Origin of the sequence: Chromatium okenii (assembly GCF_016583745.1) — a bacterium.
Taxonomy (GTDB): domain Bacteria; phylum Pseudomonadota; class Gammaproteobacteria; order Chromatiales; family Chromatiaceae; genus Chromatium; species Chromatium okenii.
Map to the genome: position 1 here is coordinate 24033 of NZ_NRRQ01000023.1, position 24457 is coordinate 48489.

The 24457-nt window shown below is 50.1% G+C and carries 25 protein-coding genes; 16 read left to right on the forward strand and 9 right to left on the reverse strand.

Annotated elements, in window-relative coordinates; translation table 11 throughout:
- Positions 1-84: 84 nt before the first annotated feature.
- The 8 genes from CKO12_RS09810 to CKO12_RS09845 all read left to right on the forward strand — a co-directional run bounded on the left by CKO12_RS09810 (position 85) and on the right by CKO12_RS09845 (position 8653).
- Positions 85-1011, forward strand: coding sequence for a serine/threonine-protein kinase (locus tag CKO12_RS09810; protein ID WP_200154565.1), 927 nt, complete (start codon positions 85-87; stop codon positions 1009-1011).
- Between the two features lie 46 nt (positions 1012-1057).
- Positions 1058-1774, forward strand: a complete 717-nt coding sequence (gene rph / locus CKO12_RS09815; protein ID WP_200154566.1) for a ribonuclease PH — start codon at positions 1058-1060, stop codon at positions 1772-1774.
- A gap of 19 nt (positions 1775-1793) precedes the next feature.
- The gene (gene rdgB / locus CKO12_RS09820) at positions 1794-2402 is read left to right on the forward strand and encodes an RdgB/HAM1 family non-canonical purine NTP pyrophosphatase (protein ID WP_200154567.1); all 609 of its coding nucleotides are present in this window, start codon (positions 1794-1796) and stop codon (positions 2400-2402) included.
- 90 nt (positions 2403-2492) lie between these two features.
- Positions 2493-3317 carry a pyrroline-5-carboxylate reductase gene (gene proC, locus CKO12_RS09825; protein WP_200154568.1) on the forward strand — a complete coding sequence of 275 codons (825 nt, stop codon included), beginning with the start codon at positions 2493-2495 and terminating at the stop codon, positions 3315-3317.
- 2 nt (positions 3318-3319) lie between these two features.
- A complete protein-coding gene (locus CKO12_RS09830) occupies positions 3320-3889 on the forward strand; it encodes a YggT family protein (protein WP_200154569.1) in 570 nt (189 codons plus the stop codon).
- A gap of 18 nt (positions 3890-3907) precedes the next feature.
- Positions 3908-4210, forward strand: coding sequence for a DUF167 domain-containing protein (locus CKO12_RS09835; RefSeq protein ID WP_200154570.1), 303 nt, complete (start codon positions 3908-3910; stop codon positions 4208-4210).
- Positions 4211-4262: 52 nt separating this feature from the next.
- Positions 4263-6974 (forward strand): hybrid sensor histidine kinase/response regulator, encoded by a 2712-nt coding sequence (locus CKO12_RS09840; protein ID WP_200154571.1) that lies wholly within the window; start codon positions 4263-4265, stop codon positions 6972-6974.
- A complete protein-coding gene (locus CKO12_RS09845; protein ID WP_200154572.1) occupies positions 6974-8653 on the forward strand; it encodes a response regulator in 1680 nt (559 codons plus the stop codon). The genes CKO12_RS09840 and CKO12_RS09845 overlap by 1 nt, the downstream gene beginning before the upstream one ends.
- Positions 8654-8744: 91 nt before the next feature.
- Here CKO12_RS09845 and CKO12_RS09850 read toward each other — a convergent pair whose 3' ends face one another.
- The 6 genes from CKO12_RS09850 to CKO12_RS09875 form a co-directional block, all read right to left on the reverse strand.
- Positions 8745-8957, reverse strand: a complete 213-nt coding sequence (locus CKO12_RS09850; protein ID WP_274599915.1) for a cold-shock protein — start codon at positions 8955-8957, stop codon at positions 8745-8747.
- Between the two features lie 269 nt (positions 8958-9226).
- On the reverse strand, positions 9227-9910 hold the full coding sequence (gene tsaB, locus CKO12_RS09855) for a tRNA (adenosine(37)-N6)-threonylcarbamoyltransferase complex dimerization subunit type 1 TsaB (protein WP_200154573.1): 684 nt from the start codon (positions 9908-9910) through the stop codon (positions 9227-9229).
- A gap of 4 nt (positions 9911-9914) precedes the next feature.
- Positions 9915-10346 carry a DNA polymerase III subunit chi gene (locus CKO12_RS09860; RefSeq protein ID WP_200154574.1) on the reverse strand — a complete coding sequence of 144 codons (432 nt, stop codon included), beginning with the start codon at positions 10344-10346 and terminating at the stop codon, positions 9915-9917.
- Positions 10346-11146, reverse strand: a complete 801-nt coding sequence (locus tag CKO12_RS09865; protein WP_200154575.1) for an HDOD domain-containing protein — start codon at positions 11144-11146, stop codon at positions 10346-10348. The genes CKO12_RS09860 and CKO12_RS09865 overlap by 1 nt, the downstream gene beginning before the upstream one ends.
- Before the next feature lie 324 nt (positions 11147-11470).
- Entirely contained in the window at positions 11471-11986 is a 516-nt protein-coding gene (gene fabA / locus CKO12_RS09870; RefSeq protein ID WP_200154576.1) for a 3-hydroxyacyl-[acyl-carrier-protein] dehydratase FabA, read from the reverse strand.
- Between the two features lie 45 nt (positions 11987-12031).
- On the reverse strand, positions 12032-13747 hold the full coding sequence (locus tag CKO12_RS09875) for a proline--tRNA ligase (protein ID WP_200154577.1): 1716 nt from the start codon (positions 13745-13747) through the stop codon (positions 12032-12034).
- Between the two features lie 110 nt (positions 13748-13857).
- Between CKO12_RS09875 and CKO12_RS09880 the strand changes: the two genes are divergently transcribed.
- The 4 genes from CKO12_RS09880 to ilvC all read left to right on the forward strand — a co-directional run bounded on the left by CKO12_RS09880 (position 13858) and on the right by ilvC (position 18498).
- Positions 13858-14904: a PilZ domain-containing protein gene (locus CKO12_RS09880; protein ID WP_200154578.1), complete on the forward strand. Its 1047-nt coding sequence runs from the start codon at positions 13858-13860 to the stop codon at positions 14902-14904.
- A 116-nt stretch (positions 14905-15020) separates the two neighbouring features.
- The gene (ilvB, locus tag CKO12_RS09885; RefSeq protein WP_200154579.1) at positions 15021-16775 is read left to right on the forward strand and encodes a biosynthetic-type acetolactate synthase large subunit; all 1755 of its coding nucleotides are present in this window, start codon (positions 15021-15023) and stop codon (positions 16773-16775) included.
- A gap of 52 nt (positions 16776-16827) precedes the next feature.
- On the forward strand, positions 16828-17319 hold the full coding sequence (gene ilvN / locus CKO12_RS09890; RefSeq protein WP_200154580.1) for an acetolactate synthase small subunit: 492 nt from the start codon (positions 16828-16830) through the stop codon (positions 17317-17319).
- 162 nt (positions 17320-17481) lie between these two features.
- A complete protein-coding gene (gene ilvC, locus CKO12_RS09895; protein ID WP_200154589.1) occupies positions 17482-18498 on the forward strand; it encodes a ketol-acid reductoisomerase in 1017 nt (338 codons plus the stop codon).
- Positions 18499-18578: 80 nt separating this feature from the next.
- On the opposite strand, the gene CKO12_RS09900 is transcribed toward ilvC, so the two are convergent.
- Positions 18579-19481, reverse strand: a complete 903-nt coding sequence (locus CKO12_RS09900; protein WP_200154581.1) for a lytic transglycosylase domain-containing protein — start codon at positions 19479-19481, stop codon at positions 18579-18581.
- Between the two features lie 202 nt (positions 19482-19683).
- Here CKO12_RS09900 and CKO12_RS09905 point away from each other — a divergent pair, with 202 nt between their 5' ends.
- From CKO12_RS09905 to CKO12_RS09920, 4 genes are read left to right on the forward strand one after another with little or no spacing between them, the layout of a single operon-like run.
- Positions 19684-20199, forward strand: coding sequence for a hypothetical protein (locus tag CKO12_RS09905; protein ID WP_200154582.1), 516 nt, complete (start codon positions 19684-19686; stop codon positions 20197-20199).
- 40 nt (positions 20200-20239) lie between these two features.
- Positions 20240-21613 carry a UDP-N-acetylmuramate:L-alanyl-gamma-D-glutamyl-meso-diaminopimelate ligase gene (gene mpl / locus CKO12_RS09910; RefSeq protein ID WP_200154583.1) on the forward strand — a complete coding sequence of 458 codons (1374 nt, stop codon included), beginning with the start codon at positions 20240-20242 and terminating at the stop codon, positions 21611-21613.
- A 1-nt stretch (position 21614) separates the two neighbouring features.
- On the forward strand, positions 21615-22241 hold the full coding sequence (locus tag CKO12_RS09915) for a flavin prenyltransferase UbiX (RefSeq protein ID WP_200154584.1): 627 nt from the start codon (positions 21615-21617) through the stop codon (positions 22239-22241).
- Entirely contained in the window at positions 22235-23257 is a 1023-nt protein-coding gene (locus CKO12_RS09920; protein ID WP_200154585.1) for a phosphotransferase enzyme family protein, read from the forward strand. Before CKO12_RS09915 ends, CKO12_RS09920 begins: the two co-directional genes overlap by 7 nt.
- Before the next feature lie 102 nt (positions 23258-23359).
- Here the strand turns inward: CKO12_RS09920 and CKO12_RS09925 are convergent, their stop codons facing one another.
- Together CKO12_RS09925 and CKO12_RS09930 are read right to left on the reverse strand one after the other, a co-directional pair.
- On the reverse strand, positions 23360-23503 hold the full coding sequence (locus CKO12_RS09925; protein ID WP_200154586.1) for a hypothetical protein: 144 nt from the start codon (positions 23501-23503) through the stop codon (positions 23360-23362).
- A 4-nt stretch (positions 23504-23507) separates the two neighbouring features.
- A complete protein-coding gene (locus tag CKO12_RS09930) occupies positions 23508-24131 on the reverse strand; it encodes a BRO family protein (RefSeq protein WP_200154587.1) in 624 nt (207 codons plus the stop codon).
- Positions 24132-24457: the final 326 nt, after the last annotated feature.

Here is a 24457-nt window from a genome sequence, read left to right on the forward strand (position 1 = left end):
CAGCGGGGTTATCCGAGCGCACGAAGGCGGTATTATAACGGGCGAATTTCACCCGCGTTTCCTCGGACAATAGCAACTGCACTCATGGCCAGCGACCGCGAGACTCTCCCCCCCGGCACCCCCGTTGGCGCGTATCGCGTCATCAAGCAGATTGCGAAAGGGGGTTTTAGTCTCATCTATTTAGCGACTGATGAAGACAGCGGTGAAGAGGTCGTCATCAAAGAATACATGCCGAATAAAATTGCGCGGCGTGATCATCTGCTGCGGGTCATCCCGATTAAATTTGATTACACCGAAAACTTTTATTACGGCAAAAAACTCTTTTTTCAAGAAGTGAAAGCCTTGGCGCTGTTGCGACATCCGAATATCGTGCGGGTATTGTCGTTTATTTTGGCGTATGACACCGGTTATTTAGTCATGCCCAATGAGCGCGGGCGCAATCTCGCCACCTATTTGCAAGAGCGCAAAGGGAGTTTGAGCACCACTTCTATTTTGGAGATTTTCATTCCGATTCTGGACGCGCTGGCGCTGCTGCATCATCACGCCATGGTTCATCTCGATGTCAAGCCCGGCAACATTCATCTCCGACATGGGCAGCAACCATTGCTGCTTGATCTGGGCGCAGTGCAGCCGCTCAATCGGGAGCGTTCTCGCGGCGGACAGGTCATCACCGCCGGGTTTTCACCGGTGGAGCAGTATTTTCAAGCCGGACAACTCGGCCCTTGGACGGATGTGTACGCGGTCGGCGCCAGCATCCGCAATTGCATGGACGGGCGCACGCCCATCCCCGCTCCTGAACGACAAAAGTTAGACCTGCTGGTGCCGGCGCAACAGGCATTAAAAGGACGTTATCCACCGTTTTTGTTAGCCGCCGCCGATTGGGCGATGCAGATGGACCCGGCGCAGCGCCCGCAAGATGCCGCTGCGTTATTGGCGATGCTGGCAAAACACGCTGATGACTCACCGCGCTCACGCTTCAGCGAACTTCCTTCATCACAACAGTTCAACTGATCTCAGACTGCCGACTTAAATAACCAACGTCACTTCAAGGATTTCAATGCGACCTTCTCTCCGCCAGCCCCACGAACTGCGCCCGCTCCGTTTCACCCGCCACTTCACCCGCTACGCCGAAGGTTCGGTGTTGATTGAATGTGGCGACACCCGCGTGCTGTGTACTGCCAGCGTAGATAACCAGATTCCGCCGTTTTTGCGCGGGCAGGGCAAAGGTTGGATCACGGCTGAATATGGCATGTTGCCCCGCGCCACGAACCAACGCTCGCCCCGCGAAGCGGCAAAAGGTAAACAGGGCGGGCGTACTTTAGAAATTCAGCGCCTGATTGGGCGCTCCCTCCGCGCTGCGGTGGATTTGACTGCGCTGGGCGAGCGGTCGATCACGCTGGATTGTGACGTGTTGCAAGCCGATGGCGGCACCCGCACCGCGTCAATTACCGGCGCGTGGCTGGCGCTGCGCGATGCGCTGAACGGTTTGATTAAAAAAGGGGATTTGACGACTGATCCGCTGCACACGCAGATCGCGGCAGTGTCAGTCGGAATATATCAGGGCGAGCCAGTGCTTGATCTGGATTACGCCGAAGACAGCGCCGCCGAAACGGATATGAATGTCGTCATGGATGAGCACGGGCGTTTTATTGAAATTCAAGGCACGGCAGAAGGAGTACCGTTTCGTCGTGAGGAATTGGACGCGCTGCTGGCGCTGGGCACGGCGGGAATTCACCAATTACAAGCGGCGCAATTGGCGGCACTGGCGACTTGAGACGAGCGAGAAATTTAATATGAAACAAACACTTCAACACACCATCGTGCTGGCCAGCAACAATGCCGGCAAGGTGCGCGAGATCGGGCAATTGCTTACCGCTGCGCAGTTGCGCGTGGTGCCACAAACGGAGTTTGGCGTGACCGACGTGGCGGAAACCGGTTTGACCTTCGTTGAAAACGCACTCATCAAGGCGCGTCATGCCGCGCAGATCAGCGGTTTGGCGGCAATCGCGGATGATTCGGGCATCGAAGTGGACGCGCTGCACGGTGCGCCGGGGATTTATTCGGCGCGTTATGCTGGCGCGGGAGCGAGCGATGAAGCCAATGTAATCAAGCTGTTGGCGGATTTAAGCGACGTTGCTGAGGCGGAGCGGACGGCGCGATTTCAGTGCGTGGTGGTGTATTTGCGTCATGCCACCGATCCGACGCCATTGATCTGTCACGGCACTTGGGAAGGGCGCATCTTGACGGCACCGCGTGGTGACAACGGTTTTGGTTATGACCCGATTTTTTGGGTGCCAACTCACCAGTGCAGCTCGGCGGAACTCGCGCCGGAGGTGAAGAACCAACTCAGTCATCGCGGGCAAGCACTGCGCCAATTACAGGCTAGTTTCCAGCGCAGTTGACCGCTCGGCGGCGGTGGCAATCTGCCCCGCCTGCGCTAACCGCGCTATATTCGCAGCCCTATTGTTAGTTTTTGTAGCGGAGATGATGTGATGACCACAGCCAGAATTGCGTTTATCGGTGGCGGCAACATGGCCACCAGTTTGATTGCCGGCTTGATCGCCGATGGTCATGCGTTGCCGAGTATTCAGGTCGCTGATCCGAGTCAGGAGCGGCGCGAAAGTGTGCAGGCCAACTTTGGGGTACGCGCTTTTGCCGATAACACGGCGGCGCTGGCGGGTGCCGAGGTGCTGGTGCTGTGCGTCAAACCGCAGCAGGCGGCGGCGGTGTGCCGCGAGCTGGCGACGGCGGTGCAGGACAGCAAACCGTTGATTATTTCGGTGATGGCGGGCGTGACCGAGCAGGCGCTGCAACAGTGGTTTGGCGCGGCGCTGCCGGTGGTGCGGGCGATGCCGAATACGCCAGCGATGGTGCAAACCGGCGCGATTGGATTACACGCCAGCCCGGAGGTGGATGCTGAGGGGCGCAATCGGGCGGAAACGATTTTGCGGGCGGTCGGATTGATTCGCTGGGTGACGGAAGAGGCGCAAATTGATGCGGTGACGGCGATTTCTGGCAGTGGGCCGGCGTATTTCTTTTTATTGATGGAGGCGCTGGAAACGGCCGGCACCGCCTTGGGTTTAGATGCGCAAACCGCACGCTTGCTGACGATTCAAACCGCGCTGGGAGCGGCAAAAATGGCGATGGAACATGCCGCTTCACCGGCGCGATTGCGCGAACAAGTCACCTCGCCGGGCGGCACCACAGAACGGGCGCTGGCAGTGTTTCAAGAAGCTGATTTTGCAGCACTGGTTGCAAGGGCAACGCGGGCGGCACGGGATCGGGCGGCTGAATTATCACAAACTTTGGTGAATTAACGATGAGCAGCTCTTATTTAATAACGCCGCTAGTGTTTTTAATTCAAACGCTGTTCGGTTTATATGCTGCGATTGTTGCCATGCGCTTTTTGCTGCAATGGGCACGCGCAGATTTTCATAATCCCGTATCGCAATTTATTGTTAAAGCAACTTCGCCGGTATTGCGCCCACTGCGTCAATTCATTCCCGGCTATCAGGGCATTGATGTGGCATCACTCGTGTTAATTTGGTTGCTCACCACCGTTGAATTGGCGCTGCTGGCGCTGTTACACGGCTTGCTGCCCTTCGGTGCAATTGGCTGGGCAATTCCAAGCACGGTCGAACTCTTTATTAACCTCTTCTTGTTTACGATATTGCTGCGGGTGGTACTCAGTTGGCTGAATCCTGATCCGTACAATCCGATGGTGATATTGCTCACACAATTAACTGATCCGCTGCTGCGTCCAGCACAACGGCAAATTCCTGTGTTCAGTGGCGTTGATTTTTCACCCATGCTAGTGCTGATTGGATTAACACTGTTGAATATGCTGCTGATCCCACCATTGAATTGGCTCGTCGGCAATCCCTTTTAATAGTGAATGGATGTTGCAATGCCTTGGTATCGCTGGCACGGTAAAGATTTAGAATTATCACTGCGGGTTCAACCGCGAGCGCCGCATGATCGTTTTGTTGGCATTGATCCGAGTGGTGACTATTACCGCGTGCGAATTCAAGCGCCGCCAGTGGATGGCAAAGGCAATCACGCCTTAAAACGATTTTTAGCCGACGCTTTTGGCGTTGCGCCTTCACACATTAACGTGGTGAGCGGAGATCATGCCCGCTATAAACGGGTGCGAATTATCGCACCACAACGTTTGCCATTACCGCTGCAACAAACTGAATTGATCATATAGCGTCTTATTATTGATCCTAGTAGATTTTCTTAGCAGCAGCACGGAGTAAAATATGAAAATTCGCATTACTAGCAAGTTGCTCATTATTTTAATTTTAACTGCGTTGGTACCGCTGTTAATTATTGGTTGGGTAGGGTATCGCAGCACCTTAAACATCGGACAAATTGCCTCACAAGCCAATCGTGATATTGCAGAATTGGCGATGACGGATAGTAGTGCGGCACTGGCAGCAGAATTAAAAACCCGCTTAATGGCACTCACAGAACGTCATGCGGGAGATGTGAATGAAATCCTACAGCGTGTGCAATTTGATACCCTGCGTTTAGCTGATTTTGGCACCTATCTTTATAATTATAATGACACCTTAAAACGTTACGCCAAGCCAAGCGTTTACGCGCCAGCACCGGAACATGATTCTTTTGGCAGTCGTCAGGAAAACCGGAATTCATGGTTAGCTGTTTTTGGTAACGGCGTTGATAATAAAGGACAGGTGAACAAGGAAACGTTAAAGGAAATTTATTTCACCGAATACATGGATATTCTTTTTAATAGCATTGCCACCACCAATCCGTATGCCGTACAGCTTTATATTAACACTGCCAGTCAATTATCACGCGGTATGCCCTTTGTTGGTGGTGAATTCAAATGGACAGATGGACCAAAACAATTCAGTCATAGCCCGGATGTGACCGCTTTTGATTTTTATTATTTAGCGGATGCGCAACACAATCCAGATGGCGGGCCAGAATGGACAGAATTGTATTGGGACCCGGCGGGATTAGGGTGGATGGTCTCTAGTATTGCGCCAGTTTATCGCAAAGAGAAGGTGGTAGCAGTCACCGGAATTGATATTACCCTTGACCAAATTGTGAAGGGCATTTTGAATCTTCAGGTTGAGCAAAGTGGTTTTGCATTTTTAATTTCGCGGACTGGTCAAGCCATTGCATTTCCAGAACGCGCTGCCGATTTTCTTGAATTTCGTGGCAGCTTTGCGGGTGAATTCAAACGAAATGAAGCGTTTGTTCACCAATTAAATAAAGCGCGTGATCCGGCATTTCAAACAATTATTGCAACCATGATGCAAGGTGCGCACGATCTCACCACCTATGTTGATGCTAACAACCAACAAGAGTATTTCATAGCGTATCATGCAATTCCGGTGACAGGTTGGAGTGTGGCAGTGGTGGTACCCGTGCAAGAAGTGATTGCGCCAGCGGTATTAACCAATCAAAAAATAGAGAAAAGTCGTGATCGTACTGATGTGATGTTGAGTGAGCGTACACAAACGCTGATCCAAACGTTTATTTGGTTATTGTTGGGGATTATTCTCGCATTGGTACCCGTTGCATTATTGTTTGCGCGTACCATTTCCAAACCGATTCATGCACTTGCTGAAGGATCGCGCCGCGTTGGTGCCGGAGAATTAGAGCACCGCATTTTTATCAGCTCTGGTGATGAAATTGAGGATTTATCCGTCACCTTTAACCAGATGGCAAATGATCTGCAAACCAAAATTAGAGAGATTGAACGCGTCAATCAAGAATTACTTGAACTCGATCAATTAAAATCCAAGTTTATCTCTATGGCATCGCATGAATTGCGCACTCCCTTGATTGCTATTCAAGGCTATGTTGATTTAATTCGTGAGGGCAAAGGTGGCGGTATTTCTGAAGAACAGCGCAAGATGCTGGATACGGTATCACGCAATGCCACACGGTTGGCGCGAATTGTGGCTGAATTATTAGATATTTCGCGGATCGAAGAAAATAAACTGGTATTAGAACGCACGCCGATTTCATTAAATCAGGTGATTCAGGAAATTGCTGACGAGCAACAACCATATCTCGACAGTCGTGGTCACATCTTAACGTTAGAGCTGGCAGACCAATTGCCACTGGTCAATGGCGATTTAGATCGTTTGTCGCAGGTAGTGATTAACCTGTTAGGAAATGCAATTAAATACACACCCGATCATGGACAAATTACCATCGGTACTGCAATAGAAGATGGCATGGTGCATTTAGCAGTTTCCGATAGTGGCATTGGAATTAAACAGGAGGATATTGGTAAGCTCTTCAAGCGGTTCTCAACCTTGGGTGATATTACGAAACATCGCACGGGGAAAAATGAATTTATGGCGGGCGGTACCGGATTAGGATTATCTATCGTGCAAGGAATTGTACAGGCGCATGAAGGACGCATTTGGGTTGAGAGCGAATTCGGTAAAGGAAGCACTTTCCATGTTGCCTTCCCTATTGCTGAAGATCAAACGCTAACGCCGCAAGATTCTGTAATGACGCCGCCGCCAGCGCCGGTTGTCACGAATGCGGCTCCGGCGTTCAAAGTCATTCACTTTGAGAAAGAAGAAGCACCACAAATTGATCTTCCTGAAGATGAACGACTTTCAATTTTAGTCGTTGATGATGAAGCAGATGTCATTACCTTTACGCGGGATTTGTTGGAAGATAATTACAACATTCTCAGTGCATTGACTAGTGCGACCGCCATTAAAGAAGCCATTAGTCAAAAGCCTAATTTAGTGCTGCTTGATGCGTGGATTCCCGGCATTTCCGGTTATGACATTTGTCGCACCTTAAAACGCAATAGCAATACGAAGGACACGCCAATTATTATCTTCACTGCTGCCACACAACAGATTGATGAAGAACGCGCCCGTGAAGCTGGTGCTGACGGCTTTGTTACCAAGCCTTTCCGCCGTGAACAAATTATTGAATTGATTGAAAGTTTCCGAGGGCGCGAGTAATGGATACGCGTCCGCGTTTATTAGTTGTCGATGACGAACAAAGTATTCGGGATTTCATTACTGATCTGTTTAAGGATCAATACGATATATTGCAAGCATCTGATGGTACCGATGCTTTGGTTGCGCTGGAGTCTGAAACTGGCATTGAGATCGTATTACTTGATGCCATGATGCCCGGATTGGATGGTTTTGAGGTATTGGAAATCCTTAAATCAAATCCGCAGATGGCACATTTACGCATTATCATGTTAAGTGCGCGTACTGATGTTGAAAGCAAAGTTAATGCGTTTACATCAGGTGCGGTTGATTTTGTTAATAAACCGTTTAATGTGGGTGAATTGGCAGCGCGGATTAACACGCAGTTGCGCTTAGGTCGTGCTGATGCTGAGTTAAAACAGGCGAAGACGGAAGCGGAAGCTGCAAATCGGGCAAAAAGCGAATTTCTGGCAAATATGAGCCATGAAATTCGCACCCCATTGAATGCCATTATTGGCGTTAGTGAGTTGTTGGCAACTACGCAATTGGATGTAACGCAGCGCGAGTATGTAAATACCATTGAAACTGGCGGTAATGCGCTGCTTGTGTTAATCAATGATATTTTGGATTACTCTAAAATTGAAGCGGGGATGTTGGAGCTTGATTATGTGCCGTTTGTGTTGAGTAATTGCGTTGCAAGTGCGCTGAATTTGATTAAAAATTATGCGCAAGAAAAACAACTGAGTTTGCAATTTAGCTTTGATCCCAACTTACCAAAAGCATTTATTGGCGATGACCATCGGTTGCATCAAATCGTGATTAACTTAGTGAATAATGCGGTGAAATTTACCGAGCGCGGTAGCATTCACATCAATTTGACCGGGCAGAAATTGTCAGCGCCAGCGGTAAAAATGAAAAAAATCGCCGGCGCGGGCGCATTTTATCAATTGGTGTTGAGTGTTACGGATACCGGAATTGGTGTTCCTTTAGAATTGCAATCGCGCTTATTTAAGAAATTTAGTCAAGTAGATAATTCGGTAACACGTCGTTATGGTGGGACTGGTTTAGGATTGGCGATTTGTCAACGCCTTGCTGAATTGTTTCACGGCGGAATGACTCTGGAAAGTCGCGGTGTGCCGGGATTGGGTAGTACGTTTCGCTGCACGTTATTGATGCCAGTGTGTTTGGATCAACAGGCAACCGACATCCGCACTTGGGGCGATGCTGAACAAGATAAAAAACGTTATGTATTCAATCAAATGCAAACGGCACCATCTTTAACATCGCCTGCCGCTGCCGCCCCAACTCCGCCGCCGGCAGCAGCACCTTCATCGCTGCGGGTATTATTGACAGAAGACAATCCTATCAATCAGCAGGTCGCAATGAAAATGCTAAAATCATTGGGATTAAATGCGGATTTAGCAAAAAATGGTTTAGAAGCGGTCGCGGCAGTGCAACAGCGGGAATACGATGTGATTTTAATGGATGTGCAAATGCCAGAATTAGATGGTATTAGCGCCAGTCGTCAAATTCGGCAATTATTGCCAGCGCAACAGCAACCAAAAATTATTGCGTTAACTGCGAATGCTACAGAAGAAGATCGTCGCGCATGTTTGGAGGCGGGAATGAATGATTTTGTGACCAAACCAATTCGGATTGGTAAATTAACTGAGGTATTGCGCAGTTGTGGGTTGCCGGAATAAATGTCAAAAACGCTGGACAAAAAAACGGGGTTCATGTGAACCCCGTAATTACTTTATTCAGTCAGCAAGTAACCCGCTGTTGAACGGTCGATCAACTCGGGGTGACATTCTCAGCCTGCGGTCCTTTAGGACCTTGCGTCACTTCCATCGTGACCCGCTGACCTTCGAGTAACGTCTTACGTCCTGCGCCATTGATGGCGCTATGGTGGACGAATACGTCCTTGCCACCTTCCCGTTCAATGAAGCCGTAGCCTTTTTCGTCATTGAACCACTTGACCGTACCGGAAACCAATTCGCCTGCCATATCAACCTCATCACTTTAGACGTACCAGCCGCAGCTGGCATTACTCAAACCCGATCTAGCGATCAGGGTTATACCCGTTCGGAACCGAACGGAATCGCTTTAGACATCACCTATCAACCGAGGCAGTATCTCGTGGTTTTTTCTAACCATCACCACCTGCGATTCGAGACGGCGATCTCGTTTCGCAGCGCAAGTGTAACGCGAAATGCCACAAAAGCTGCGGTTAATGTGAAATAGTTTAGCACGGCTTGTCCCACTCGCGCCGCCAATTAACGCATAACACTGCGAACAACCTGATTTCTTAAATACACCGGTGCGGCGACAGCGGCTGCAACCGCGCCTCCGGACGCCAAATCCGCCGCCGCTAAGGTCGCCACATCTTCAGCCGCACAATCATCATGCGCCGCCACCCCCGCCATAGCCGTCCCCACCGTCGCCGCCAACGTCGTCCCATACGCCGCCCAACCCGATCCCACGCCAAACCACGTTGATGCGGGCGGACAAGTCACCTGCGTTGGCGCACACACCCGCTCTGGAGCCAATGCCGACGCTAAGTGCTTGTCATCAATCATAAAACATCCCCAGTAAACCTCATTCATCCGCGCATCCAGCGCCGTCAACACCAGCCGCTGCCCCCCCCGCCGAAATTGCCCCTGCGCCAAAGCCCGCAGCGTGGAAACCGCCACCACCGGCACTTCTGCTGCAAAAGCAACGCCTTGCACCACCGCCGTTGCAATGCGCACTCCGGTGAAAGAGCCCGGACCACATCCAAATGCCAACGCATCAAGTTCGCGCACCGACAATTCCGCCTCAGCCAATAATGAATGCATCATAGACAAAATCAATTCACCATGCCGGCGTGGTGCATATTCTAACCGCTGCAGAATAACACCATCAATCAATAATGCTGCGGAACATAACGTTCCAGAAGTTTCAATCGCCAATAATTGCATAATCTTACAACTGCAATAAATGATGTTCTAATACATAACCACGTTCACGGTATACACGAAAGCGATCCCGCCCGGCATCACGCTGCACCGGATCAAGATCAATCACTTCGCATACCCGCGCAAAGCGATCGACAAAACTGGGAATCACTGAAGACAGATTGATTAATACCTGTTGTTCCGTTTCTGGATCACCATTAACACTAATGAGCACTGGAGTTAATGTCGGATCAACCGTTCCAACTAAACCATGTGGCAAAAAACTATCTTGACGAAACGTCCAGAGTAAGCGATTGAGTTGCTCCGCCTGTTGAGGTTCTGGACAATAGATTAAAATGCGTAAGTGCTGCGCCAAAATGCGCTCAACTAAACGACACGCAAGCAACAAACGATCTCCCCGACTACCGGTGGTTAAACTGTAAAAAGTCACGATGGTCATTATAAAAAAGGACTATAACAAGGATGATTGATAAGCGGTTGCTGCGTGGTCACTGGCAACCGCGTTGGCGTTTTTAGCAGACAGTATTTACTACAATGATCGCCAGCACTCACAATTTGTCCAAGTGTTGAGCATGGCGCTGTAGCGCGTAAATGGGTTTGTTCATACAGTGCTAAAATAATCGGTTCTGGAAACTGCCACTCGGTTACGATACGACAAGAAAACTGTTTTGCGAGTTGCACAAATGCAGTATAAAAAGCTGGTGTATGTGGCACGCCAGATGCACGAATGTTTAAGAATTGATCTAAATAATGCAACCCAGATAACACTCCGATATTTGCCACCAAACCTGCGAGATATGCAGCAAAGGTATCTACTTTTTTATGGTCAGCAAGACAACGACAAATCAATGCACATTGCTCCGACTGTGCCCATAGATGCGCACCAGCTAATCGCGTTATTGCCCCAGCCCGCAGATTAAGAATTGGATAAAATGCAATGCGAGAAACCAATTGCCGTAAGCCATTTTGACCTAATAATAACACCGCCTGCTCAATACTTGAAATTTTCTGCTGGCGACGATAATAAGGGCTATTGGCTAAACAAATCACTTCACCAACTAACACCGGATCGCGTTTAATTTGTTGCGCTAACTGTGCAATGCCAACAGTGTCATCTTTCAAGCTGTGCATGAGCTGCGGAATAATAGCAGGCAAGCGCGGCACCACCTGCATAGTGTCTAAACTACCGCTCACCATTTGTTGTAATAAATCTAAAGCGTTGGCTTCAAGATCAGTCAATGGTAAGTCACAAAAGTCATTTACTCCAACTAACCATGCTGTATACACAGACTCCAGTTCCGGCGGATACCACTGCACATCTAAAATATCAACAGTCGTACAAGGAACAAGCGTATGTTGAGGCAATGATTTCGGTACATTTGCCTGAGCAGTATGATGAAAAATCCAATATAACCAACGCGGTAACCAGTGTTTGCTGTGGGTCATCTGCGCCTCTTTTTAAGTCGTTTACACAACAAAACGTAGTGGAGAGTGATGACTTTAATCTGCAATCGTTAACAATTCGAGTTGCGCGTACTGTTAACGATTGAATGACTACATTACCTAAAAACCATCGGTAGAGGTAAATAAACCAACCCGCAGTTCTTTGGCTGTGTAGATAGTACGACCATCAACTTGCACCACGCCATCACCAATACCCAGTACCAGCTTGCGCGTGATCACCCGCTTCATATCAATGTGATAGGTGACTTTACTTGCATTTGGTAATACCTGCCCAGTAAATTTCACTTCTCCAACTCCAAGTGCGCGTCCATGTCCGGGATTACCAATCCAGCCTAAATAAAAACCTACCAATTGCCACAACGCATCCAAACCGAGGCACCCCGGCATTACCGGATCACCGGGAAAATGGCATTGAAAAAACCACAATTCTGGGGTGATGTCTAATTCAGCAAGAATTTCACCTTTAGAATTGGCACCACCAAAATTAGCGATGCGCACAATCCGATCCATCATCAACATATTTGGTATTGGCAGTTGCGCATTACCAGGTCCGAAGAGTTCACCTTGACCACAGGCAAGGAGTTCATCACGATTAAAAGTCGCTTCTTTATTCATGTATGCGTCTGGAATCTCATGTTATTGGTAAGTTGTGACTGTGAGTTACGATAACCGCTGCCGAATAAACTCCACGATGTCAGTGAGTGGAATCAGTTGCATCTCTTCATCGCACCGTCCTTTGTATTCAACCTGACCTTCATCAATGCCTTTATCACCGATGACGATGCGATGAGGAATCCCAATAAGCTCCATGTCTGCAAACATAAAACCGGGACGCGCATCACGATCATCAAGTAAAACATCAATAGCAGCATCTTGGAATGCAGTATACAATTGTTCAGTCACATCGCGCACCCGATAAGATTTGTTTAATTTCATCGGAATTAACGCGACGACAAAGGGAGCAATTGGAGTTGGCCAACAAATACCGCGTTCGTCGTGGTGCTGTTCAATAGCAGCCGCGACGACGCGAGAGACGCCAATGCCATAACAGCCCATCGTTAAAGTGGTTGCGCGTCCATCTTCACCAAGCACAGTTGCTTTTAATGCGGCGCTGTATTTACGCCCCAATTGAAAAATATGCCCAACTTCAATGCCGCGAGCAATGGTTAACGTACCCATTCCATCGGGACTAGGATCGCCTTCAACTACATTGCGTAAATCAGCAACTTCTGGCAATGGTAAATCCTGCCCCCAATTCAATCCAAACCAATGTTTGCCGTCTTGATTAGCGCCGGCACTAAAATCTGCTGTCACTGCTACCGTGTGATCAACAATACAAGGAATTGGTAAGTTTTTAGGACCCAGTGAACCGGGACCGGCACCAATAATTGTGCGGATTTCGGCTTCAGTTGCCATGCGTAATGGCGTTGCCACTTGCGGTAATTTTTCGGCTTTAATCGCATTTAATTCGTGGTCGCCGCGTACTAATAAAGCAATGAGTTCTGCATCCGCCGTTGCCGCTGCTGCCACGATTAACGTTTTCACCGTGCGGGTAATTGGTTGTTGAAATTGCGTCACTAAATCAGCAATGGTACGGGCATCTGGTGTGTCAATTAAACGCGCTGTTTCTGTTGCAGCGGGCAAGGTAGTTGCCAAGGGTAAGGCTTCTGCTAATTCTACATTGGCGGCATAATCACTGGCAGTAGAAAAAGCAATGGCGTCTTCACCAGAAGTAGCTAAAACATGGAATTCATGTGACGCATTGCCACCAATGCTTCCCGTATCTGCTTGCACGGGACGAAAATCTAAACCACACCGAGTAAAAATGCGACAATAGGTGCTGTGCATCTGTTGATAGGTCGCAGCAAGTGAGGCGTCGTCGAGGTGAAATGAATACGCATCTTTCATCAAAAATTCTCGCGCTCGCATTACTCCAAAACGCGGGCGAATTTCATCGCGAAATTTGGTTTGAATCTGATAAAAGTTAATCGGTAGTTGCTTATAACTTTTCAGTTCATTCCGCGCTAAATCGGTAATAATCTCTTCATGCGTTGGCCCAAAACAGTATTCACGTTGATGACGATCATGGAATCGCAGCAATTCCGGCCCGTATTGTTCCCAACGTCCCGATTCGCGCCAGAGTTCGGCCGGTTGTACGGCTGGCATTGCCACTTCCAAAGCGCCCGCACGATCCATTTCTTCGCGCACAATGCGCTCCACTTTGCGCAATACGCGCAGCCCCAATGGGAGCCAAGTGTACAGACCGGCGGCAAGTTTGCGGATTAAACCAGCGCGTAACATGAGGCGATGACTAGCGATTTCAGCGTCGGCGGGAATTTCTTTGATGGTATGCAGCGGAAATTGTGAGGTGCGCATGAGTAAGATCATTGTCAGTGAAAGCTGGTGAGTTTATGGTTCCATTCCGCTGGAAACAACTTTTTTACGGTATGACCTGCGGCGCAGTAGACGTTTATCGGAGCTTTGTTATGAATCAAATCCACAGTGAAATTAGTGTTGCTGATCGCCGCACTCAAACGCGAATTCAAGTCAATATCCCTATTAAAGTGACTTTTTCGCGGATGGTTGAACCTATGAACGCAGTTAATCAAGATATTTCATGGGGTGGGGTGCTCTTTGTGATTGCTGACCCTCCACCACAAGAAACTGGTTCATTGCGAATCGTATTACCGTGGAAGCAAAATGAAAAAATTACTGCGGATGCGCATTTGGTACGGGTGAAGCGATTGCAGAATGGTAGCTATTTGATTGCAGCGCGTTTTTATAGCTTATCGCCACGCAGTCATGCGCGTCTTGAACGCTTATTAAAAATGCTACATGGTGACCAAGTAGACCCATTAGAAACGAACTCGTTTTTAGTGCGTGATTTGGAAGTGACTGTGAATGATACGAATGAATTGCGCCGGATTTTATTGCAAATATCTACTGGCAGATATACGGTGACGGTATCTAGCGCGTATGAAAAAAACCAGAGTATTCGTTTATCAATTGCGGGCACTCGTGGCTTGCCGGTAATTCGTTTGCGGGCACGCATCACTGATGTTGAAAAACTCAGTTCTAGTTATTTTGATTGGGCTGATTTGTTTACTCTGAAATTGTTGTTTGAACATCCGCGCTCTGCTATCAAAACGTTTGTGGATTTGCTTTTGAATAGCTTGCCAGAAACTTGCTACAATGCCAATTCAGAACTCATAAATTCTCCTGAGCAAATTCGGGCGACGGTGTTTGCAAATCCAACAGCGGCAGATCAGGCGCAAAGTGCTGGAAAAAGTGGGGTTTTATGTATACTAGAAACGCAATTTCCTGAAGCACTTAATCATTTAACTGTGGGTTGGGGAGATGTATCCGCTTTTGAATCGTTCTTCCGTGATTTAATTCTTGGCGATCAAGGAAGTCCAAGTGGTTGGCCACCAGAAGCGTGGGCAGAATTGGAATTTTTGCAAAGTATTCACGACCGCGCCTATGGCGTATCAGATTCGCGTCTGAACGTGCTGAAAGTGGGGCGAACAGTGTGAAAACGTGTGCTGCACTGCAACAGGCTTGACCGCCTCTAACGATCAAGGTAGCTTCAAAACTTTTTCGAGATGCCGCCCAATCCCGGGCGCTGATTGCTGAGAGGTCGCAGCACGTGATGCACATTAAAACCACAACAGATGATACGGGCGCGGTCTTGAGCGGCGCAGAAATCGTGGTGCAGGCGCTCTGTGACGAGGGCGTTGACCTAGTATTTGGCTATCCGGGCGGCTCGGTGTTGCACATTTACGACGCGCTGTTCAAGCATGGGGGAATGCGCCACATCCTCGTCCGCCACGAACAGGGCGCGGCGCACGCAGCGGACGGCTATGCGCGAGCCACCGGCAAATGCGGCGTCTGTTTAGTCACTTCTGGCCCGGGCGCAACAAATGCAGTGACCGGTATTGCCACTGCGTATATGGATTCAATTCCATTAGTGGTATTAACTGGACAAGTACCGACGCCAGTGATTGGCAGTGACGCATTCCAAGAAGTGGATACGGTTGGCATTACCCGTCCGTGTGTAAAACACAACTTTTTAGTAAAAGATGTGCGCGATTTGGCAGTGACTATTCGCAAAGCCTTTCACATTGCGACCACCGGTCGCCCCGGTCCAGTCGTGATTGACATTCCTAAAGATGTCACTGATCCCAATATCAAAATTCCCTATTATTACCCGCGTGACATTCAGTTGCGCTCATACAATCCAATTACAAAAGGTCATCCCGGACAAATTAAAAAAGCGGTCGAGTTGATGCTGCAAGCAACCCGTCCGATTTTTTACATTGGCGGTGGTGTCATCCTTGGTGAAGGTTCTGCGCCATTGATTGAATTGGTGCGCATCAGTGGTTTTCCACTCACGAGCACTTTAATGGGATTGGGTGCGTTTCCCGCCAGTGATCGTCAATTCATTGGCATGTTGGGAATGCACGGCACCTATGAAGCGAATATGGCAATGCACGATACTGACGTGTTAATTGCAATTGGAGCGCGATTTGATGATCGCGTCACCGGCAAAATTGCTGATTTTTGCCCACACGCTAAAATCATTCATATTGATGTTGATCCGTCATCAATCTCGAAAAATGTGCGAGTGGACGTCCCTATTGTTGGTCAAGTTGCCAACATATTGACAGATTTAACGCAGCTCTATCAAGAACGCCATACCGAAGCACAAACGCTTACGGAATGGTGGGCAAAAATTGATGGTTGGCGGCAATTGAATTGTTTGGAATACGACCGCACCAGCACCTTGATTAAACCACAATTTGCCATTGAAACTTTGTATCAAGTGACTAATGGCGATCTGTATTTAACTTCTGATGTGGGACAGCATCAGATGTTTGCAGCGCAATTCTATCCCTTTGATAAACCTCGGCGCTGGATCAATTCCGGTGGTTTAGGCACGATGGGATTTGGTTTGCCAGCGGCGGTGGGAGTGCAGTTAGCATTTCCGAATGCACCAGTGGCTTGCGTATCTGGAGAAGCCAGCATTTTAATGTGTATTCAAGAATTGGCGACCTGCAAGCAATACAACTTGCCAATTAAAATACTCTTGCTCAATAATGGTTACATGGGCATGGTGCGGCAATGGCAGGAATTGTTTTATGAGAGCCGTTACTCGCATTCTTATGTCGATGCGCTGCCAGATTTCGTTAAACTCGCTGAAAGTTTTGGGCATGTGGGAATGCGGGTGACGCAACCAGCAGATTTAGCAGGTGCATTGCAGGAGGCATTTGCATTGCAAGATCGCTTGGTATTTCTTGATGTGGTGGTTGATCCAACTGCGAATGTTTATCCGATGATTGTTGCGGGTAAAGGGCAACATGAAATGCACCTCGCGCCCGGTATGGCAGAGCGGGAATTAGCCTGATTAAAAATCCCAACCCCTTATGAAAAAAGAGGGGCTTTTCGAGATAATAACCATGAGACATATCATTGCCGTGTTGCTGGAAAATGAAGCTGGGGCGCTGTCGCGGGTTGCCGGGCTTTTTTCGGCGCGGGGCTACAATATCGAATCGTTGACGGTGGCACCAACTGATGATCCAACGCTGTCGCGCATGACGTTAGTGACGACTGGCAGTGAGGAAATCGTTGAGCAAATTAAAAAGCAACTCAATAAGTTGATTGATACTGTCAAGTTGCTAGATTTATCTGATGGCCCGCACATTGAGCGCGAAATGATGATGGTCAAGGTGCGAGCGGAGCGTCCAGATCGAGAAGAACTCAAACGATTAGCGGATATTTTTCGCGCTAAAATCATTGATGTTACAGATACCAGTTATGTCATCGAATTAACTGGTGCTTCCAAAAAATTGGATGCGTTTATTGATGCTGTTCCCGAAGGGTTATTGATTGAAGTGGTGCGTTCTGGTCCAACGGGGATCACGCGGGGCGAAAAAGGATTGACGTTGTAAATGGTGCAACTGCAATATCATTCTGCATTCAGTCGCGCACCATTGATGAACCATTTGTTTTAATGCGGTTGTTGCGTCATTGGGTGACGCCAAATTTTATTGCGTTGGCAGCAACGCTGTTTTCAATTCACTGTGTTATTCACTAGGATCAATTGCATGGCAATTAACGTGTATTACGACCAAGATGCTGACCTGTCACTGCTTAAAAATAAACAGGTCACCATTATTGGCTACGGTTCGCAAGGTCACGCTCACGCTAATAATTTGAAAGATTCTGGCGTGGCAGTAACCGTTGGCTTGCGCCCCAATTCAGCTTCCGCTGCTAAAGCGACGGCGGCTGGTTTGACGGTTAAAGCGATTGAAGATGCAGTAGCAAATGCAGATGTGGTGATGATTCTTGCGCCTGATGAGCATCAAGCGTCGCTGTATCGGGAACAGGTTGCACCGCATATTAAAGCAGGAGCGGCACTCGCTTTTGCACATGGGTTTAACATTCATTTTGGACAAATTGATCCGCGTGATGATTTAGATGTCATTATGATTGCGCCTAAAGGCCCTGGGCATTTGGTGCGTTCGACCTATACGCAAGGCGGCGGAGTACCGAGTTTAATTGCCGTACATCAGGATGCAACGGGACAAGCGCGGGCAATTGCGCTGGCGTATGCGTCAGCAAATGGTGGCGGACGCGCTGGTATTATTGAAACCAGTTTCCGCGAGGAATGCGAAACCGATTTATTTGGTGAGCAGGTTGTATTGTGTGGCGGTTTAACATCATTGATTCAAGCGGGATTTGAGACGCTGGTGGAAGCGGGTTATGCGCCAGAAATGGCGTATTTTGAATGTTTGCATGAGGTGAAACTGATCGTCGATCTCATTTATGAGGGCGGCATTGCCAATATGCGTTATTCCATTTCCAATACCGCTGAATATGGCGATTTCACTCGCGGTCCGCGCATTGTGACTGCTGAGACCAAGGCGGAGATGAAGCGCGTATTAACTGAGATTCAAAACGGTCAGTTCGCTAAGGAATTCATTTTGGAGAATCAGGCGGGTGCGGCGTCAATGAAAGCGATGCGGCGGCTCGGTGCGGAACATCAGATTGAGGTGGTGGGAGCGCGGCTGCGGGAAATGATGCCTTGGATTCGGGAGAAGAAGTTGGTTGATAAATCGCGCAATTGATAAGCGTGTAGCAACGTGATGTATTTTACCCCCGCTTGCGGGGGTTTTTTATTGGCGGCATTTCAAAACATGAATTTGATTTAACGCATTCTGCTGGTGAATTGTGCTCGCGGCGGTGATTTGAGATATTGCGGCGCTGGAATCTGGATGCGCAAGCTCGATACATTGAGTGCGGGAGGAGGCTTTACTGTTGTTAATAAATGTCGATTTTGCGCTTCAAGTTGTGCTTTTAATTCGGGTTTCAATTCGGGTTGTTTGAAGGTTGCTTGCCAGCGCAAATCAGGTTCTGGAGTATAGGTTTTTAATGGTTCAGGCTCCGGTTCATGCGCCGGTTGAGTCATGGTTTTATTCAATGGTTTGCGAGTGCTGATTGCGGGTTGCGCAGTGGCCATTTTTGGATTGAGATCAATGCCAGTCACGGCACGCGCTTCGGGTGAATAGGGCGCAATGCCTTTGCTTTTCAAATAAGTGGTTAATACTTGATGCGTGTAACGTTGTGTTTCCGCATAGTTGACGACGCCACCGCCGCGTTCTAATGCGCCTTCACCTGCGTTATATGCCATGACGGCGGCGGCGATGTTGTCATACTTATTTAATAGTCGCTTAAAATGACGCATTCCTGTATTTAAGTTAGTTTTCGGTTCAAATAAAGCGGCAGAATGATTAACGCCATAATCAGCAGCAGTTGCGGGCATTACTTGCATTAAACCAACTGCGCCCGCTGGCGATACAGCTTGGGGATTGTAAGCGGATTCGGCGCGAATGAGCGCGTGAATTAAATCACGATCTAAACCGTGCGTATGCGCAGTTTGATCGACCATCGTTTTTAAGGTTGTTGCTGACATGGGTGCGGATGGTGAAGCAGTTGTTTCTGTATTCGCAGCGGGAATTTCTAATGCGGGTTCTGTCGCCGCAGTTGGCACTGGTAGCAATACAATAATCGCAAGAATTAGGTGAAATAGTGGTATTGTGGGCGCTGACATAAGTTGTTTTCCAGACTATAAATGAGTGCCGTTGGTGTGATGATTCAATGACGATTGAATCACAATTTTCACGCGATATTGCACTGTTAAACTTTCGCTGCACACGCTGTTTTTTGCTTTGCGGAAACGCGCCAGCAATGGCGGCCTGATGGCAGTTGGCGCGTATCATTGCGGCTGTTTCCAGCGATTTTAGGATGTGATCGTGCAAGCGTTGCTCCGCTTTTTTATCGAACTCTGTGCGCTGCGTCGTGCCCCGCAGGATTTACCATCATCGCCATTTTTATTGGGCATCACGGCGCTGGCAGATTTGGGTGCCGGCATCTTGATCGGTCTCACCGCTGACGTGGCGTGGTGGCTGACGACGCTGCAAAGTGCGACCGAAATCGCCTTCACCTTGCTGGTGCTGTACGCCGTGTTGAGTGTGCGCCAGCGCCCGGCGCGATTTCTGCAAGCGGCGACCGCGTTGACGGGCAGCAGCGCGGTGCTCGGATTGGCGGCGCTGCTGCCGTTGAGCCTCAACGCACCGCCGTTGCAAGAGACTGATTTGGCTTTAATTGGCGCATTTGTGCTGCTCGGACTGGTGATTTGGGGCATCGTTGTGAGCGGTCACATCTTCCGCCACACCTTTGATCTCACGCTGGGAGCGGGCATCGCCGCCAGCATCGCGTTAGAAATCATCACCGTAATGCTGGTCACTGGACTGTTTGGCGCAGGCTGACTGCCGCGTCCTTCTTTTTTTCATCGCGCAGAATTGACTCATGCACCTACACATTCTCGGCATTTGCGGCACGTTTATGGGCGGCATCGCGCTGCTGGCGCGGCAATTGGGACATCACGTCACCGGCTCGGATGCCAACGTCTATCCGCCGATGAGCACCCAATTGGAAGCGGCCGGCATTCAACTCAGCGAAGGGTATGACGCCGCCGTGCTCCAGCCTGCACCCGATGTCGTCGTGGTGGGTAACGCGATGCGGCGCGGCATTCCGGCAGTCGAATTCATGCTTGACGAGGGACTGCGCTATTGCTCCGGGCCCGAATGGTTACACGCCAATTTGTTGTCTGATCGCTGGGTGCTGGCGGTGGCGGGTACGCACGGCAAAACCACGACCGCCAGTTTATTGGCGTGGGTGTTGGCGGAGGCGGGGCTGGAGCCGGGCTTTTTGATTGGCGGAGTGCCGCGAGATTTCGATGTGTCAGCGCGACTGGGCGCGGCACCATTTTTCGTGGTGGAAGCGGATGAATACGACACCGCCTTTTTTGATAAACGCTCGAAATTCGTCCATTACCACCCGCGCACACTCATTTTGAATAACTTGGAATTTGATCACGCCGATATTTTCGACGATCTCGCGCAGATTCAGCGGCAATTTCATCATCTGGTGCGCACGGTGCCCAGCAGCGGGTTAATTATTCAACCGAGCGCCGATGCCGCGCTGGACGCGGTGATCGCGCAAGGTTGCTGGACGCAGCGGGAGCAGTTTGGCGCAGGCGGCGCGTGGGCGGCAGAAGTGCTCGCGCCGGATGGTTCGGCGTTTAACGTGTTGATTCACGGAGAAAAAGTCGGCACGGTGCGCTGGGCGCATACCGGTTGGCATAACGTCAACAATGCGCTGGCGGTGCTGGCCGCAGCGCGTCACGTCGGAGTGCCGGTGGCGCTGGGAATTGCGGCGGTGAGTCGGTTTGGCGGCGTCAAGCGGCGGATGGAGCTGCGCGGCGAAGTGGGCGGAGTGCGGGTGTTTGATGATTTTGCGCATCATCCGACCGCGATTGCGACCACGCTGGACGGGCTGCGCCAGCAAGTCGGGGCGCAGCGGATTGTGGCAATTGTGGAGCTGCGCTCGAACACGATGCGGCTGGGCGTTCACAACGCGCACCTCGCGCCTGCGCTGGCAGCGGCAGATCGGGTGGTGGTGTTTGCGCCGCCAGATTTGGGCTGGGATGTCGCCGGAGTGTTGACGCCACTCGGCGAGCGGGTGACGACCTGCGCGACGGTGGCAGAGATTGTGGCGCTGGTGGTCGGCGAGAGTCGCGCTGGCGATCAAATTGTGGTGATGAGCAACGGCAGGTTTGGCGGGATTCATCAGCGGTTGCTGGCGGAGCTGGCGCAGTTGCCAGTTGGCGGTTGTCAGTAACATGCCTTGGTCAAAAACCATCACCGTCGCCCTCACCGGCGCATCTGGCGCACCGTATGGATTGCGCCTCATCGACTGCCTGCTCCGCGCTAACGTGCGGGTTTATCTCCTGATTTCGCAAGCCGCGCAGATCGTGTTGAAGCTGGAAACGGGGCTGGATATTCCGGCGCGTCCTCACGACGCCGAAGTGTTTTTAACGGAACATTTCCACGCCGCTCCCGCGCAATTGCACGTTTTTGGTCGCCAAGAATGGACGGCACCCGTTGCCAGCGGCAGCAATCCCGCCGCCGCGATGGTGATTTGTCCATGCACCGCCGGCACTCTCGGTCGCCTCGCCGCCGGTCTCTCTGGCTCGCTGATTGAACGCGCCGCCGATGTCGCGCTGAAAGAACGCCGCCCACTCATTCTCGTGCTGCGCGAAACGCCGCTGACCACGATTCACCTAGAAAACATGCTGCGACTGGCTCACGCCGGCGCACTCATCATGCCCGCCGCGCCCGGCTTTTATCACCAACCGACGACGCTGGATGAACTGGTCGATTTCATGGTCGCTCGCGTGTTGGATCATCTCGGCGTCCCGCATGAATTGATGTCGCGCTGGGGCGAAGCGGGGGCTGGCACATGCTGACGCTCGCCGCTCAGTTCGCCATTCCGCAGCCGATTCGCGCCATCGCTCCGCTGGGACGCGGTCTGATTAACGAAACTTTTCGCGTCACTGCCGCCGATCAGCACTTCGTTCTCCAGCGCATCAATGCTGCCGTCTTTCCCGCGCCGGAGCAGATCATGGCGAATTGGCGCGTGTTGAGCGCCCATCTCGCCACCACTCCAGCAGCAGCGGTGCGGATTCCGAGCTTGATTCCGGCGCGAGATGGCGCGGATTTTGTGCGCGATGCCGACGGCGCGATCTGGCGGATGCAGGAATGGATCGCCGCCAGCGCCTCGCTGCCGCAACTGACCACCTCGGCGCAGGCGTGGGAAGTCGGCGCGATTTTGGGACAATTTCATCGCGCCACCGCCACGCTGCCGCCGTCACATTTGCACGTCACGCTGCCGGATTTTCACGCCACACCCGTTTATTTAGCGCGATTGCTGGCGCGGGGCGCGGTGCCGGAATTTGTCGCAGCGCGGCAAGATTTAGCTGCGGTGTTGGCGACCGCGCAGCGCACCGGACAGCTTGCGCTGCGGGTCACGCACGGCGATCCCAAACTCGATAACATCTTGTTTTCTGAAGAGAAGCAGCGGGCGCTGGCGCTGATTGATCTCGACACCGTGCAGCCCGGCTTGATCCAACACGATCTCGGCGACTGTCTGCGCTCGTGTTGCAACCGCAGCGGTGAGCACGGCGCGGGCGCGGTGGCGTTTGATGTAGCGATTTGCGCCGATCTGCTCGCCGGTTATAGCGCGGCAACGGCGGGATTGTTGACGGCAGCGGACATCGCCGTGCTGTATGACGCGATCCGGTTATTGCCATTTGAATTGGGAATCCGTTTTTTAACCGATCATTTAGATGGAGATCGTTATTTCCGCGTGAGCGAGCGTGGGCAAAATCGCCATCGCGCCGAGATTCAATTTGCTCTCGTCGCCGCAATTGAACGACAAGAACGGGCATTGCGAATGCTGCTGCGGGAACGTTTCAGCGTTTAGTTAAAATCTCTTTAACCCGCTTTTGCAAAAACGTGAATTGTGACAAATAAAAAACCCGCTCACCAAGTCAATTGGGAGCGGGTTTTTTATAGCGCCGGTGCGTTATTGCGGGTTGGTAGTCAGCAGCGCGTGGTCAGTAATAAATGTCTCCAGCCGCTGCAATAATTCGGGGAACCGATCCACGAAAAACAGCGGTTGCGTCTCGCGGGGATTGTTGGGGCTGGTTTCATTGCGCCCGTATTGCAAACCCTCAGCGGTGAGATTCCTTTGTCACATATTCAATAACGTTAACTGCTTTTTCAACGCCGCAATCAAACCATTCACCACGAATGTGATTGGGTGTTTGAGTATGTGCTAATTGCTCATCCTGAAAACGGTTTGGAGCTGGGACATAATGCAGCAATCTTAGTTCTTGGCTATTAGCAGTTTGAAGCTGCTTAACGCGGCGTTCAGGGTCTTTACTAATACCGATCTTGATATGACCTGTTTCGCATTCCTGAATTGCGTAAACAAAGTATTCATCATAATTCTCAATATCAAGATCAGCAAACAAATTAAGAATTCTTTCTTTTGAAAGAGTAATATTTGAGAGAATTGTTTTTTGAAGGTTTTTAGCTGCTTTACTACGGCAGCGCGAAACCAATCTAAACAAACCTGTCTCATTGATGATGTTAATTTTATTGATTTTGTACAGCGAGTGAGGATCAATAATTTGCGATTTCTCGTCTGCATCTAATTTAGACAAAGCGTCACGAGAATTAACAATCCCAAGTGCTGCACACACATCAACGGCATAGAACCAAGGCTCGCCGTTACCATCAGTGATAATACGAATTTGCTGTTGTCCGAAGGGAATGATATTGCAGTTATCCATGAAGGACTCCTTAACTGATTCTCTTTAGGAAAGACCGCGAAGGGTCGCTGTGGGGCTAAAGACCGCAGTAAGACGGCGGGATTATTCGTGGGATTTCTCCCCTTATTTCTCCGCACCCCCAGCGAAAACTGGAGACATTAAAGCACATGGCTGTCGTGTGTGATAACGCTTACTGAGGTGTTCTTTAGCACCTGAGATATATAGTTATCCGCAAAACATACTATACTATAAGAGAAAATGTAGGAGCTTACGACAGTGAAACTGTGCAACGAAGACCAACTTTTGAATTTCTTAAGACGTGAAGAAGACAGTTCAGTTAAGTATAG

Bases quoted from the DNA above. Each gene is read 5' to 3' on its own strand.
- CKO12_RS09915 (WP_200154584.1), top strand. From the start codon at position 21,615: ATGCCTTGGTCAAAAACCATCACCGTCGCCCTCACCGGCGCATCTGGC.
- ilvN (WP_200154580.1), top strand. From the start codon at position 16,828: ATGAGACATATCATTGCCGTGTTGCTGGAAAATGAAGCTGGGGCGCTG.
- CKO12_RS09880 (WP_200154578.1), top strand. From the start codon at position 13,858: ATGAATCAAATCCACAGTGAAATTAGTGTTGCTGATCGCCGCACTCAA.
- CKO12_RS09930 (WP_200154587.1), bottom strand. From the start codon at position 24,131: ATGGATAACTGCAATATCATTCCCTTCGGACAACAGCAAATTCGTATT.
- mpl (WP_200154583.1), top strand. From the start codon at position 20,240: ATGCACCTACACATTCTCGGCATTTGCGGCACGTTTATGGGCGGCATC.
- CKO12_RS09920 (WP_200154585.1), top strand. From the start codon at position 22,235: ATGCTGACGCTCGCCGCTCAGTTCGCCATTCCGCAGCCGATTCGCGCC.
- tsaB (WP_200154573.1), bottom strand. From the start codon at position 9,910: ATGCAATTATTGGCGATTGAAACTTCTGGAACGTTATGTTCCGCAGCA.
- CKO12_RS09845 (WP_200154572.1), top strand. From the start codon at position 6,974: ATGGATACGCGTCCGCGTTTATTAGTTGTCGATGACGAACAAAGTATT.
- CKO12_RS09830 (WP_200154569.1), top strand. From the start codon at position 3,320: ATGAGCAGCTCTTATTTAATAACGCCGCTAGTGTTTTTAATTCAAACG.
- rph (WP_200154566.1), top strand. From the start codon at position 1,058: ATGCGACCTTCTCTCCGCCAGCCCCACGAACTGCGCCCGCTCCGTTTC.
- proC (WP_200154568.1), top strand. From the start codon at position 2,493: ATGACCACAGCCAGAATTGCGTTTATCGGTGGCGGCAACATGGCCACC.
- CKO12_RS09860 (WP_200154574.1), bottom strand. From the start codon at position 10,346: ATGACCATCGTGACTTTTTACAGTTTAACCACCGGTAGTCGGGGAGAT.
- fabA (WP_200154576.1), bottom strand. From the start codon at position 11,986: ATGAATAAAGAAGCGACTTTTAATCGTGATGAACTCCTTGCCTGTGGT.
- rdgB (WP_200154567.1), top strand. From the start codon at position 1,794: ATGAAACAAACACTTCAACACACCATCGTGCTGGCCAGCAACAATGCC.
- CKO12_RS09810 (WP_200154565.1), top strand. From the start codon at position 85: ATGGCCAGCGACCGCGAGACTCTCCCCCCCGGCACCCCCGTTGGCGCG.
- CKO12_RS09835 (WP_200154570.1), top strand. From the start codon at position 3,908: ATGCCTTGGTATCGCTGGCACGGTAAAGATTTAGAATTATCACTGCGG.
- CKO12_RS09875 (WP_200154577.1), bottom strand. From the start codon at position 13,747: ATGCGCACCTCACAATTTCCGCTGCATACCATCAAAGAAATTCCCGCC.
- ilvB (WP_200154579.1), top strand. From the start codon at position 15,021: ATGCACATTAAAACCACAACAGATGATACGGGCGCGGTCTTGAGCGGC.
- CKO12_RS09850 (WP_274599915.1), bottom strand. From the start codon at position 8,957: ATGGCAGGCGAATTGGTTTCCGGTACGGTCAAGTGGTTCAATGACGAA.
- CKO12_RS09840 (WP_200154571.1), top strand. From the start codon at position 4,263: ATGAAAATTCGCATTACTAGCAAGTTGCTCATTATTTTAATTTTAACT.
- CKO12_RS09900 (WP_200154581.1), bottom strand. From the start codon at position 19,481: ATGTCAGCGCCCACAATACCACTATTTCACCTAATTCTTGCGATTATT.